Origin of the sequence: Arcanobacterium hippocoleae, assembly GCF_040360365.1 — a bacterium.
GTDB lineage: Bacteria > Actinomycetota > Actinomycetes > Actinomycetales > Actinomycetaceae > Arcanobacterium_A > Arcanobacterium_A hippocoleae_A.
On the sequence record NZ_CP136412.1, the window covers coordinates 187,753 to 200,334 of the forward strand.

The following is a 12,582-nucleotide window of genomic DNA, read 5'->3' on the forward strand; positions in this document are numbered from 1 at the left end:
GAACGAAACGAATTGGGGAATCCAAATGAATGAAACTCCGGAAATTGCAGCCGGATTCGTGAAAGGCGCGCTTGAAGCAATTTTGATGGTCGTCTCTGAGCCGGTTCCGGTTGGAAAACTCGCGAAAGCATTAAATCTGACAGCGGGAACCGTCGATCAAATTTTGCGTGAACTGGCAGCAGAATACGCTAACGGTGCGCATCCGCGCGGTTTCCAATTGCGTGAAATCGCAAACGGCTGGCGGTTTTATTCGCATCCGCATTACGCCGATATTGTTTCCGGATTTGTAACGGCCGGCCAGCAAAACAAGCTTTCCGTGCAAGCCCTTGAAACCCTTGCCGTAATTGCCTATCGTCAGCCGGTGACGCGGGCGCAAATTTCAGCTATTCGCGGCGTGGATGTAGACGGCGTGGTACGCACACTCCAGATTCGCGGCCTGATTGAGCAAATCGGTACCGCACAAAGTAACGGAGCATCGCTGTACCAAACAACACCATATTTTTTAGAGCGAATGGGATTAAACTCACTTGATGAGCTGCCTAATCTCGCACCTTATTTACCGGATAACGATGTTCTCGAAGAAATAGAAAAGGAAATTAAATGAGCCGAGCAGTACAAGATATTCATGTCCGCGACGGCGAGCGGCTGCAAAAGTCCTCGCACATGCAGGAGTAGGTTCACGGCGCGCATGTGAAGATTTGATTGAATCTGGACGTGTAAGTGTAAATGGCGTTATTGTTACCCAGCTAGGTATTCGGATTAATCCGGAAACAGCAGTAATTCATGTCGACGGCAAACGGGTGCAGCAAGATGAAAGTAAAGTGACGATTGCGCTTTACAAGCCGCCGGGGGTAGTCTCAACAATGCAAGATGATCAAGGCCGGAAAACCCTCCAAGATTTGATTACTGACCGGACAGAACGGCTCTTCCACGTCGGGCGTCTTGATGTGCAGACTGAAGGTTTGATTTTACTTTCGAACGACGGAGAACTCACACATCGTCTCACGCATCCTTCATACGAGGTCCCAAAACTTATATTGCCCGCGTTGAAGGCAGTGTAACCCGCGGTTTAGGGAAAGTACTTGAAAAAGGAATCACGCTTGATGACGGAAAAATTAATGTGGATAAGTTTGTTTTGCGTGAAGCTGCTCGGAAAAACTCAATTATTGAAGTAACATTGCATTCGGGGCGGAATCGAATCGTGCGGCGAATGATGGAAGAAGTTGGACATCCAGTGATGGAACTGGTGCGGACGCGCTTTGGTAACATTACCGTCGGACATTTAAAGCCGGGGCAGAGCCGGATAATTGCTGGTTCTGAACTCGGTGCGCTGATGCACCTAGTAGATTTGTAAGCAATATTCAGGAAGCTGAGAATATGTCGATTCCTTCGCTCTTGCTCACACCCTCGCCGGTATTAGTAATCGGCACTGGCTTGCTTGGCACATCGATTGCTTTACGCCTGCGTCAAGGCGGAATTCAGGTTTATCTCGCTGACTCTTCACCGGTTGCTGCGCGCTTAGCGCAGGATTTAGGGGCAGGGAGAGCAGAGCCGGTAGCGAATCCGCGGCTCGTGGTGGTAGCAGTTCCGCCAGATGTTACTGCAGCTGTAGTTGCTGATACGCTAGAGAAATACCCGGAAGCAGTTGTCACTGATGTATCTTCAGTGAAAGGAATTGTGCTCGATGTAATCGCAGACCATCCGGACGCAAAACGCTTTGTCGGATCGCACCCAATGGCTGGAAAAGAACGAAGCGGGGCAGTAGCTGCGGATGCTGATTTATTCATGGGACGTCCGTGGGTAATTGTGCCGACGGAAAAATCGGGGCGCAGTGCGCTGCGGATGATTCAAAATTTGGCTGTCGATATGGGCGGGGCAGTAATCAATATGAGCGCGGTTGAACATGATCATGCAGTATCGGTGGTTTCGCATTTGCCGCAGATTATGGCTTCCCTGGTGGCAAGCCAACTTCGGGAAGAAACTGCAGATTCTTTAAGCCTTTCCGGGCAAGGTTTGCGCGATGTGACACGAATTGCAAAATCTGATCCGCTGCTGTGGACTTCGATTATCAGTGCAAATCGGAAAGAGATTGCGCAGGCATTGAAGAATGTGCAAGACGAACTGCAGGAGCTGATTAATGCTGTTGAAAGCGGCGGAGCATTAAACCAAATTTCGCGCGTAATCGCACAGGGGAACGATGGAGTATTACGAATTCCAGGAAAACACGGCGGGGCGCCGGCGCGGTATAACGAGGTTACCATCCTGATTCCCGACCAGCCGGGTGAAATGGGCCGGCTTTTTGCGGAAATCGGTCAGATCGGGGTAAATATCGAAGACTTTTCACTTGAGCATTCCGTCGGGCAACCGGTTGGCCGCGCAGTGATTTCAGTTATTCCAGCGCACACGCGGGAACTTGAACTCGGCCTTACCGCCCGCGGATGGCAAATTATTTCGGCAGGAGAAACCCAAAAATGAGTATTGTAATTGCAATTGACGGTCCATCCGGATCAGGAAAATCTACTGTGGCGCGGCGTGTTGCCGAACAGCTTGGTTTGAGTTACCTCGATACCGGAGCGATGTACCGTGCTGCTGCTTGGTGGGCACTGCACTGCAAGCTAGATTTAGCTGACCAAAATGCCATTGCGGCAGCAGTGAAAAATATGCCCTTAACAGTGCAGCTTGATCCGGCAAATCAGCGGTTCACGTGCGGAGGTGTTGATATTACAGCCGAAATTCGCACTTCGCAGCTTTCAAAAGTGGTTTCGAAAGTGGCAGTAAATCTTGCTGTGCGTGCTGAAATGAAACGTTTACAGCGGGAGATTATCGCAGCTGAATGCGGCACAGGCGGACGCTTGGGAGGAGCCGGTATTGTGGCAGAAGGTCGGGATATTACTACCGTCGTCGCTCCAGATGCTGATGTCCGAATATTGCTTACGGCTTCTGAAGAAGCACGCTTGGCCCGCCGGGCAAAAGAAGTGCGCGGAAGTGCGGATGCGGACGCGATTGCAGCAACACGCGACGAAGTGCTGCGCCGTGACCGTGACGATTCCACGGTTTCAGATTTTCTGACCGCCCAAGATGGCGTGACCACGATTGATTCTTCGCACCTGAGTATTGAACAGGTGGTTGCTGCGGTGATTGAATTAGTAAAGGAAAGGCAAAATGGCTGAAATGCGGAATAATGATTTTTCTGATGATAGTGCAATACACGAAAGTGAAACTGGCTCGCTGCAGAACACGGAAAATCCTGATGATGAATTGACGCAAGCACAAATGCTGAAGTCTTTTCTTGCCGATTATGATCTTGAAGAAGAAGATTTTTCGTATTTGGATGAAGATTTCGATTTCGTTTCGCAAGATATTGCTGCCGGGCTGCCGGTGCTTGCAATCGTTGGCCGGCCGAATGTTGGAAAATCAACGCTGGTAAATCGGATTGTGGGCAAACGTGTGGCGGTAGTGCAGGATGAGCCGGGAGTGACTCGTGATCGTGTCCGCTATGACGCCTCGTGGGCCGGGCGTGATTTTACGGTTGTTGACACCGGAGGCTGGGAATTTGATGCTGCAGGCATTGACCGTTCTGTCGCTGAACAATCTGAGTTTGCAATAAATCAAGCTGACGCAGTAATGCTCGTAGTTGATGCGCTTGTGGGGGCGACACAGACGGACGAAGAAATTGTGCGGCTGCTGCGCAAATCTGGAAAGCCGGTAGTTTTGGCTGCCAATAAGGTTGATTCAGCGCAATCTGAAGCTGACGCAGCTTATCTTTGGTCGCTTGGTTTGGGCGAGCCTTATCCGGTTTCAGCACTGCATGGACGCGGTACAGGAGATCTGCTTGATGCAGCAATGGCGGTTTTGCCGGAGATTTCTGCTTTCGCGGATGTGCGTCCGAAAGGCGGACCGCGCCGAGTGGCGCTTGTTGGGCGGCCTAATGTGGGGAAGTCTTCGCTGCTGAATCAGTTAGCCGGGGAAAATCGGGTAGTTGTTGATCCGCTTGCAGGCACCACCCGCGATCCAGTCGACGAGTTCCTGGAGTTGGATGGGAAAATTTGGAATTTTGTTGACACAGCGGGTGTTCGCCGTCGGGTACATCTAACTCACGGTGCAGATTATTATGCATCGCTGCGCACCCAGAATACGATTGAAAAGGCAGAACTTGGACTGGTACTGATTGATGCTTCACTTCCGCTTACTGAGCAAGATATTCGTGTGATGCAGCAGGTAATTGATGCGGGCAGAGCAATGGTTGTAATTTGTAATAAATGGGACCTAGTTGCAGAAGAACGCCGGATTGAACTCGACCGTGAGCTCGAACGTGAACTGGTGCAGATGCCGTGGGCGGAACGTGTGAACCTTTCAGCACTTACTGGGTGGCATACGAACCGGCTTACCCGTGCAATGGAAACAGCTTTGGCTTCATGGGATCAGCGGATTCCGACTGGCAAACTGAATGCTTATCTGGGGAGGTAGTTGCTGCGAACCCGCATCCGGTACGTTCAGGGAAACAGCCGCGGATTTTGTTCGCAAGTCAAGTTGCGAATCAGCCGCCCAAATTTGTGCTATTTACGTCAGGATTCCTTGATCACGGGTACCGGCGTTTTATTGAACGGAAGTTACGGGAAAAGTTTGGATTTGGCGGTTCTCCGATTCAAATTTCGATGCGGGTGCGCGAACGCAAACAGCGGAAATAGTTGGCGGCTGCCGTGATACAAAACGCCGCTTTCCGCCCGAACAACTACCAGTTTCATTGCGTTAACATAAGCAATCAGTCTGCAGTACCGTACAACTGATAGTGAGGACTCGTTCTCGTTACGTAACTGGCGGCGCTCAGCCGCTGCCCGCGCGCACGCCGAAAACCCAGAAATCGTCCTGAAATGGGAATAGCGCGAAAATTTTAGGTAGGTGGGGAGTAATGGGGGGGAGTTAGGCGATTTTGCTTTTTAGCTTCACGCTACTATTCCGCATGATTTCGCCATTTTATACCGTCGGGCTGACCGGATTTGAACCGACGACCCCTTGACCCCCAGTCAAGTGCGCTACCAAACTGCGCCACAGCCCGTGATACGCCAGCCGTCGGAATCTGAAAACAAGACTGCGATTTGTGAGCTTACGATATTCGCAATGTATCAAATACTGAAAACCGCTTCGACTTTTGTAACATCTTGATAATAGCCAATCCCGACTGGAAATTTCAATTTTCGTAAAGACCGGTGTTACTGCCTAGAATGGATATATGTCTGAAAATCTCACGCGCGAAATTGCTGAATATCGCAGTAAACTACTAAAAATTGACGAATACAAGATTGAACTTGATGTTAGTGAAGCCAAAATGGCTGCGCCAAATTTTGCTGTGAGTTCCACAATTGTTTTTGATCTGCTGAATCGGGGAACTTTCATATTGATTTTATTGGGCAGAGTGTCCAGGCAGTTTATGTAGACGAAGAGGATATTCCGTTTGAATACGATGGTGCACGGATTACCTTTTCCCAGCTTGAACCGGGAAAACATGAAATCGGAATTGAAGCAACAGGGATTTACTCAACTTCCGGTGAAGGATTGCATCGTTTTCGCGACCCGCTTGACGGCGAAACGTATCTCTACACCCAATTTGAGCCAGCGGACGCGCGCAGAGTGTTTCCGAACTTTGAACAGCCTGATTTAAAAGCAAAGTTTTCAATTGCGATTACTGCTCCGAAAACGTGGACGATTCTTTCGAATGGTTGCGAGATTCACACCCAGCCGGCTGGGGATAATTCGCAAGGCGGGGCTTGCAAACGGGTAATTTTTGCTACGACGAAACCGATGTCTACCTACCTTACTGCCTTTATCGGCGGACCGTATCGAAAATTTTCGGACGTATTCGATGGTCCGGATGGAAAAATTCAGCTTGGATACTATTGCCGCGAAACTCTCGCACAATATTTTGATTTCACAGATATTAATGAGGTTACGAAGCAAGGTTTAGCAACTTTCCCGAAAGCATTCGGCATGCCGTACCAATGGGGAAATATGATTCTGTTTTTGTACCAGAATATAATCTTGGTGCAATGGAGAATCCTGGTTGTGTAACTTTCAACGAAAATGCTTATATCCATCGTGGTCATACAACTCGTTCACAAGCTGCAGGGCGTGGAAACACAATTCTTCACGAAATGTCGCATATGTGGTTTGGGGATCTCGTTACCCCGAAATGGTGGAATGACCTTTGGCTGAAGGAATCTTTTGCAGAATTTATGGGAGCATGGGGGCTGGTCGAAAGTACTAAATATAAAGAAGCATGGCAGAATTTTGCCGGAGCACGGCTTTCCTGGGCATTAGCAAATGATCAATATCCGACCACACATCCAGTTATTGCTGAGGTTCCAGATTTGGAAGCTGCGGATCAGGTATTCGACGGAATTACTTACGCTAAAGGCGCCGCAGTATTACGTCAGCTTGTAGCTTGGGTCGGAGAAGAAGAGTTTTTTCCGGAGTGCGAAAGTATTTTGCAAAACATGCATTCTCGGCAGCGACTTTTGGGGACTTACTCGATGCGTTAACTGCAGCTTCCGGAAAAGATGTCCGCGCGTGGTCAAAACTTTGGTTTGAGACGGCTGGGGTTTCATTGGTAAGCGTTGAACGCAATGCGAGCGGCGTGGTGCTGCGGCAGATAAGTTCGGCAGATACTTCCGTGCAAGAAGTCATCCGCCCGCATTTGTTAAAACTTTCTGCATGGAATATCGGCGCTGATGGAGTATTGGAACGCGCAGCATCAGTTGACGTTGAACTGCTTGATGAGCTGAGAATTCCCTGGAGTGATCTCGGTGTACTGAATGGAAAACAGCCAGATGCAATTTTGCCGAACGACGGTGCGCTCTCATATTTGAAAATCGGTTTCGATAATGCTTCGCGGCACGCTTTTTGGCGCATGATGTTAATGATCCGCTTTCTCGTGCGGTAATAGTAAATGCACTTTGGCAAGAAGTTCGTGACGCGCAGCTTCGGGTAGATGAGTATCTGCAGTATGTAATTCGCAATTCAAATCTTGACGATACTGCTCTGCTGACCCAAATGCACAACACTGCAGTTCAAGCTGTAAAACAATACGTACCTTCGGCATATCGTGAAGCTCTTGCTTCAGTACTGATAAATGCGGGGATGGAAACAATTGCGAAATATTCCGAAGACGAAGATCGGGGGATGATTTGGCGGCATACTATTGCCGCAATTGCACCTTTCGCGCCGCAAGAAGTGCAGAAAATTCGGCAGTTGCTTTCTGAAACTGCAGATCAAGAGCTTCGTTGGGAGCTGCTTGGTGCAGTTGCTGCGCTAAATGCACTTTTCCCGGACGAGTTAACTGCGGAATTAGCGAAAACAAGTTCCGCTCAAGATCGGGTGGCACATTTGCGGGCGGTGTCAAGTATACCGGGAACCCAACATGAGACTCTTAGCGAGTTGCTTAACCCCGATGCCCGCTATTCGAATCTTGAAATTGGCGCACTTGCTGCTGGTTTTACAGCTGCGACTACTCCGGCGCAGGCACGGGCTGCTCTTCCGGACTTTTTTAATCGGATTGATAGTATCTGGGCGGTACGTTCACAAGAAATTGCAGAGCGGATTATCTACGGGATTTTCCCGCGAACCGTAATTGCTTTGGAAAATCCGGATGCTGAACTTGACGTTCAGCGCAGTGCGCGGCTGTGGTTAGAACACGGAAAGCATGAACCGGCATTAATGAAAATCGTGAAGGATTGTCTTGACGATAGCTATCGCAGTGCTCGAGCGCAAATGTTTAATGCGTAAGCGTATTTCTTAGTGCGGCGGCAGGATAAAACATTCCTTTGTGAGTTTTAGTTAGAAACTGTCAAGCGTGAAGCGAATGCATTAAAGTAGGATTATCACAGATATAGGGAGCGAAATATGATGAATCAAGATTTTGATTTGAATCGTGATGAAACGGAACAAGATCCATCGGCTACCTCACGTTTTTCAGCTATTACTCGGCCCCAGCCGGAGGCGCCAATTCATCTGCGCGGTATCGATGGCGACGATGTTGCTGCAATTGCAGCGCTTCCGGTTGGATCGGCTTTGCTGATTGTTAGATTTGGTCCAGGTGAAGGAGCGCGCTATCTTCTTAATTCGGATCAGGCATATGCAGGTCGTCATACTAAGTCTGATATATTTCTTGACGATGTGACCGTTTCGCGTAAGCATGCTGTTTTTGAGCGCCGCGAGGGTGAATTTTTGTAAAAGATTCCGGTTCTTTGAACGGTACGTATGTAAATGATGAATTAGTTGAAGAGGCGAAACTGAATAACCACGATGAAGTACGTATTGGGAAGTTTCGTTTTACTTTCTTTACGAGCGTGCAAGGAAAATAAGAATGGCTGCGCAAGGCAGAGCTGCCGAGCAATGGCATGCTGAGAGAATATCGTGGCCGCAGGAAGTTTCGCATGAGCCGAATTTGCGGATTGGAGAAGTGATTACACTTCTGAATAAAGAGTTTCCGTTCCTGCAGGCTTCGAAGATTCGGTATTATGAGTCGCAAAATTTGATTTCAATATTTCGGACAGAATCAAATCAACGGCTTTTTCGCTTGCTGATGTTGAGCGGCTGCGGTTTATTCTGATTGAACAGCGTGACCGCTATGTTTCTCTGCCGCAGATTAAAGAACAGCTGCGGCAGCTGGATTCTGGGCGGGTATCGGCTGAGCATCCGGGAAAAATGCGGGTTTTAAAAGACACAGAGCGCTTTACAATTCATTCTGATACCCGTTTGCAAAAGGATGAGCTTGCTACGCTCGCCGGAACTTCTCTGGAGCAAATTGAGGAGTTTACAAAGATTGGTTTAATTTGTGCAGATGCTCGCGGGCGGCTTACTTCGCAGGCGATTGATATTGTGCGTTACGCATTGCTTTTGGAAGATCTGGGATTCGATTTGCGGCAGCTGCGTGCAGTGCGAAATTCAGCACATGCACATGCAGTGAATGCGGTGGGGATGCTTGGAATGGAAGGCCCGCGCGGTACCTCACGCGGTAAAGAACGCATGATTGCGCAAGCTGCGGAAATTGGTTCATTGCTAACGAATTTTTATCGTGCGCTGCTTGTTGAAAATATTGATATTGAGCTGCGTTAAGTGTTGCGGCAGCGGTAATTTTTGTTTTTCTTAAAGTTAAACTTTAGCTACGCCGATGCGACACGCCGATATAACTTTGAGCGATTTTGTTGTCATAACTCGTTTCAGGCAATAAGCTGAGAGTTAGGTATTTTTAGGTTTAAAGGAGACTCTCGTGTCTAGTGACGCATCCGCGCAAAGCGTCCACCCGCAGCGTGCACAGCAAATGCTTTTTGGAGATATACTTCCGGATCTTGATAATGAAACAGGCTATCGCGGTCCTGCGGTTTGCCGGGCTGTCGGTATTACATACCGCCAATTGGATTATTGGGATCGCACTGGTCTGGTAGTGCCGAATATTCGCGGAGCAAAAGGTTCTGGTTCACAGCGCTTGTATTCGTTCCGTGATGTGTTGGTTTTGAAAGCAGTAAAACGTCTGCTTGATACGGGAGTGTCGCTGCAGCAGATTCGTCTTGCCGTCGAACAGCTTGAATCCTATGGGGTTGAGCATTTGGCAGGAGTTACGCTAATGTCCGACGGTGCTTCTGTTTATCTGTGTACATCGAATGACGAAGTAATTGATTTGATTAACGGCGGTCAGGGTGTGTTTGGTATTGCACTTGGGAAAGTCTGGCGTGAAGTCGAAGGTTCGCTTTCGGAATTGCCTGTTGAACATCTTGAGGCAGGGGAGAGCCACGTTGATGAACTCGCATTGCGGCGCGCAAAACGAAATGCGGTTTGAGAAAGTGCATCTGAGTATATTGCACTGAGGCTAAATATTTTAATGCGGCACGCTGGTTTTGCACAGCGTGCCGCATTCGATATAATTTTGTGCTTTAAACTAAAACTTTATTTTAGTTTGTGTACTTTGATTCCCATGAAGCGATAATTGGATTTGCATCAGCAACGATTTTATCGAAACGGTCATTGGCAATTTCGGATATTTCGGAAAGCAGTGAAATCCGTTCACGGGCAGGAGAGTTTTCTAAGCGCCGCAGACCCTCGGCAATAATCTGCTGCGGCATATCATAAATCCCAAGGTATGCGACCCAGGGGCAGCTGAACTTCTCCCGATACTGTTCAGAGATTTCTTTTAGCTGTGCAAGTTCATTATCGGTAGCTGCATCAAGTGCAAGCGAACCAATATCTTGTGAAATTTCTGCGGCTTCATCAGCCGGCGCCGAAATGAGCTGGTACATATCCGGATAGTCACGAATCAACTCGGTTTGCAAATCTGGGTGAGCAGTGAGTACAGACTCTTGAATTGCGCTTCGCAGCTCCAATGCGTCAGCAAATGGACGGGCTTCCCACGCCTGTTCTAACGGCCAAATCTGGTTATTAAATACTTTTCGGAATGCCGCAACGAACTCTTCCTGCGACATCAAATTTATATCGTCAATTGAAACTTTTCCGGCTTTTGCAGCGCTGACGGGTTCGTTTTGGTTGCCGAGATGGAAAAAGAGCAAATTCAGCAAGATTGCGGTAATTGCGCCAATCGTCATGCCGGAAGAGAAGAAAATCTGTGCCCATTCTGGGAAGACACTTGCAATGCTGGGTTTAAAGGTTACGAGCATTGCCAGACCGAGAGATGTGGTAACGATAACTGCATTCCGGGAACTTTTCATGTCAGCTTTTGCAATTGTTTGCAAACCAACCCAGGCAACATTTGCAAAGAGCGCGAGCGAAGCTCCGCCGAGCACTGGAGCAGGAATTGCGGCAACTACAGCTCCGGCTTTCGGAATTAATCCGATGAAAAGCATGATTATCCCGGCACCTGCAGCGACCCAACGCGATTTAACTTGCGTGATCCGCACGAGTCCGACGTTTTGTGCAAAACAAGTGTAGGGGAAAGAATTGAGGACGCCGCCGAGTAAAGTGGAAAGCCCGTCGGCGCGAATAGCTGCAGATACATCTTTTTGCGTAATGCGTTTTTCAACGATTTCACCAGTTGCAAATACATCGCCGGTAGTTTCGACCATTGTAATGATCATCACGATAATCATTGAAATAATGCCGGTTGCAGTAAAAGCAGGAATTCCGAAGTAAAACGGGGTAGTAATTCCGATTGCATCAGCGGCACTAATTGCGGAAACTTTTGCCGGGTCAAGATGACCGGAAATTGCGGCAGCGGCAGTTCCGCCAACAAGTCCGATAAGTACTGCGATAGTACCGAAAAAGCCCTTAAAAACCGCTGTGCAAGTACAATTACTGCGAGTGTGCCGAAACCGTAAGCAAGCCAAACTGGGTCTGGGGCAGCTTCAGCATAGTTAATGAAATCATTTGCGGAAACTGAAAGTAAGGAAGTTCCCATTACGAGCAGTACAGTGCCGGTAACGATGGGCGGAAAGAAGCGCAGTAATTTCGCAAAATACGGAGCGGCAAAGAAAGTAAACAAGCCTGAACAGATAATCGCCCCGTAAATATAAGGCAATCCGGAAATTCCGCCTTTTCCGTCAGTCGTCGCCAGTCCGATTGCAATAATCGGTGCGACGGCAGTGGTTGTAACGCCTTGAATAATTGGCAGCCGGACGCCAATTTTCTTACCGAAACCAACTGACTGAATTAGCGTTGCGATGCCGCAGGTAAAAAGATCGGCGTTAATCAGGTGAATCGTGGTTGCGGAGTCGAGATTCAGCGACGAAGCAATAAGCAGCGGGACGATTACCGCGCCAGCGTAAAAGCTAATACATGCTGCAGGGAAAGAATTGAAAGTTTTGCTGGAGTTGGGACCGCATCAACTGGATGCATTTTCAATATTTTATTCACGTAATTTATTTTATTCACATGATTTATTTTCAAGAAAATATGTCAAAAGGCAGGTAGTGATCATAATTTGGACGAATATCATTTTGAATTCTGAGATGAATGCGGGGTAGGTGTTCAGTTTTCACTGATGTAAATATTGTGCCGGTAACTTCAAAAGAATCTGACATAATGTACATTATCGGCGTATAGTGAATTTTTCGATAAGGCTGTGAACTGCGAAAATAATACGTCTACTGTACTTGAATGTAAAATAAAACTAATATTATCGAAAGATTTGAGGTTTAATTATGGCAGAACGTTCACTTCGCGGAATGCGTATTGGCGCTAACTCACTTGAGTCGGAAGCTGGTGTCGCGTTTGTAGAACGGCGTGATGAAGAATATGTTTGTGAAAACGGGCATCGTTTTCGGGTAACTTTAGCTGAGGATGCGGAAGCACCAATGTTCTGGGAATGTAAGTGCGGTGCCGAAGCACAGATTATCAGCGGTGAAGGTCACGAAGAAGAAACGAAAATCGTCAAACCAATTCGCACGCACTGGGATATGCTTCTGGAACGGCGAACTGAAGAAGAACTGAAAGAGATTCTAAACGAACGTCTTGAACTGCTGCGCACCGGAAAACTCTATAAGCGGATGCACTGAAAGCTGTGTCCGAATTCGGAAAATTCGGTATTAAATAAAGCGGGTTAAGCATCCGTAATTTGATTTGCAGCTTAACCCGCTTAAC

15 protein-coding genes, 1 tRNA gene and 3 pseudogenes are annotated in these 12,582 nt (G+C 48.1%); 16 read left to right on the plus strand and 3 right to left on the minus strand.

The annotated features are described in order from the left end of the window. Positions 1 to 25 precede the first annotated feature (25 nt). From scpB to der, 6 genes and pseudogenes are all read left to right on the plus strand, one after another. Positions 26 to 604 carry an SMC-Scp complex subunit ScpB gene (gene scpB, locus RQN30_RS00955; RefSeq protein ID WP_353061726.1) on the plus strand — a complete coding sequence of 193 codons (579 nt, stop codon included), beginning with the start codon at positions 26 to 28 and terminating at the stop codon, positions 602 to 604. A 94-nt stretch (positions 605 to 698) separates the two neighbouring features. After that, positions 699 to 1,061 (plus strand): pseudouridine synthase, encoded by a 363-nt coding sequence (locus RQN30_RS00960; protein WP_353060877.1) that lies wholly within the window; start codon positions 699 to 701, stop codon positions 1,059 to 1,061. A gap of 59 nt (positions 1,062 to 1,120) precedes the next feature. Continuing rightward, positions 1,121 to 1,354: a pseudouridine synthase domain-containing protein gene (locus RQN30_RS00965; protein ID WP_353060878.1), complete on the plus strand. Its 234-nt coding sequence runs from the start codon at positions 1,121 to 1,123 to the stop codon at positions 1,352 to 1,354. 23 nt (positions 1,355 to 1,377) lie between these two features. Beyond that, on the plus strand, positions 1,378 to 2,475 hold the full coding sequence (locus RQN30_RS00970; protein WP_353060879.1) for a prephenate dehydrogenase: 1,098 nt from the start codon (positions 1,378 to 1,380) through the stop codon (positions 2,473 to 2,475). Beyond that, the gene (gene cmk / locus RQN30_RS12430; protein WP_491608679.1) at positions 2,472 to 3,170 is read left to right on the plus strand and encodes a (d)CMP kinase; all 699 of its coding nucleotides are present in this window, start codon (positions 2,472 to 2,474) and stop codon (positions 3,168 to 3,170) included. Before RQN30_RS00970 ends, cmk begins: the two co-directional genes overlap by 4 nt. 103 nt (positions 3,171 to 3,273) lie before the next feature. Further along, positions 3,274 to 4,688: pseudogene (gene der / locus RQN30_RS12435) on the plus strand (ribosome biogenesis GTPase Der). A 294-nt stretch (positions 4,689 to 4,982) separates the two neighbouring features. Here der and RQN30_RS00980 read toward each other — a convergent pair. After that, positions 4,983 to 5,056: transfer RNA gene (locus RQN30_RS00980), tRNA-Pro, on the minus strand. A gap of 174 nt (positions 5,057 to 5,230) precedes the next feature. Between RQN30_RS00980 and RQN30_RS00985 the strand changes: the two genes are divergently transcribed. The 9 genes and pseudogenes from RQN30_RS00985 to RQN30_RS01025 all read left to right on the plus strand — a co-directional run bounded on the left by RQN30_RS00985 (position 5,231) and on the right by RQN30_RS01025 (position 9,832). Beyond that, the gene (locus RQN30_RS00985; protein WP_353060880.1) at positions 5,231 to 5,434 is read left to right on the plus strand and encodes a hypothetical protein; all 204 of its coding nucleotides are present in this window, start codon (positions 5,231 to 5,233) and stop codon (positions 5,432 to 5,434) included. Between the two features lie 11 nt (positions 5,435 to 5,445). Beyond that, positions 5,446 to 6,066: a hypothetical protein gene (locus RQN30_RS00990; protein ID WP_353061727.1), complete on the plus strand. Its 621-nt coding sequence runs from the start codon at positions 5,446 to 5,448 to the stop codon at positions 6,064 to 6,066. Then, a complete protein-coding gene (locus tag RQN30_RS00995) occupies positions 5,997 to 6,536 on the plus strand; it encodes a M1 family aminopeptidase (protein ID WP_353060881.1) in 540 nt (179 codons plus the stop codon). The genes RQN30_RS00990 and RQN30_RS00995 overlap by 70 nt, the downstream gene beginning before the upstream one ends. After that, the gene (locus RQN30_RS01000; protein WP_353060882.1) at positions 6,470 to 6,937 is read left to right on the plus strand and encodes a hypothetical protein; all 468 of its coding nucleotides are present in this window, start codon (positions 6,470 to 6,472) and stop codon (positions 6,935 to 6,937) included. Before RQN30_RS00995 ends, RQN30_RS01000 begins: the two co-directional genes overlap by 67 nt. Beyond that, positions 6,898 to 7,779 (plus strand): ERAP1-like C-terminal domain-containing protein, encoded by an 882-nt coding sequence (locus tag RQN30_RS01005; RefSeq protein ID WP_353060883.1) that lies wholly within the window; start codon positions 6,898 to 6,900, stop codon positions 7,777 to 7,779. Before RQN30_RS01000 ends, RQN30_RS01005 begins: the two co-directional genes overlap by 40 nt. 120 nt (positions 7,780 to 7,899) lie before the next feature. Continuing rightward, a pseudogene (locus RQN30_RS01010) lies at positions 7,900 to 8,357 on the plus strand (FHA domain-containing protein). A gap of 2 nt (positions 8,358 to 8,359) precedes the next feature. Further along, complete coding sequence (locus RQN30_RS01015) at positions 8,360 to 8,605, plus strand: MerR family transcriptional regulator (RefSeq protein WP_353060884.1); 246 nt, start codon at positions 8,360 to 8,362, stop codon at positions 8,603 to 8,605. Positions 8,606 to 8,700: 95 nt separating this feature from the next. Then, positions 8,701 to 9,111 carry a hypothetical protein gene (locus RQN30_RS01020; protein ID WP_353060885.1) on the plus strand — a complete coding sequence of 137 codons (411 nt, stop codon included), beginning with the start codon at positions 8,701 to 8,703 and terminating at the stop codon, positions 9,109 to 9,111. A 205-nt stretch (positions 9,112 to 9,316) separates the two neighbouring features. Beyond that, on the plus strand, positions 9,317 to 9,832 hold the full coding sequence (locus RQN30_RS01025; protein WP_353061728.1) for a MerR family transcriptional regulator: 516 nt from the start codon (positions 9,317 to 9,319) through the stop codon (positions 9,830 to 9,832). Between the two features lie 112 nt (positions 9,833 to 9,944). Here RQN30_RS01025 and RQN30_RS01030 read toward each other — a convergent pair whose 3' ends face one another. Continuing rightward, a complete protein-coding gene (locus RQN30_RS01030; RefSeq protein WP_353061729.1) occupies positions 9,945 to 10,592 on the minus strand; it encodes a 2-oxo-4-hydroxy-4-carboxy-5-ureidoimidazoline decarboxylase in 648 nt (215 codons plus the stop codon). A 27-nt stretch (positions 10,593 to 10,619) separates the two neighbouring features. After that, positions 10,620 to 11,776 (minus strand): annotated as a pseudogene (locus RQN30_RS01035) (nucleobase:cation symporter-2 family protein); the annotation flags it as partial. Positions 11,777 to 12,143: 367 nt separating this feature from the next. Between RQN30_RS01035 and RQN30_RS01040 the strand changes: the two are divergent. Then, positions 12,144 to 12,497: an RNA polymerase-binding protein RbpA gene (locus tag RQN30_RS01040; protein WP_353060886.1), complete on the plus strand. Its 354-nt coding sequence runs from the start codon at positions 12,144 to 12,146 to the stop codon at positions 12,495 to 12,497. Positions 12,498 to 12,582: the final 85 nt, after the last annotated feature.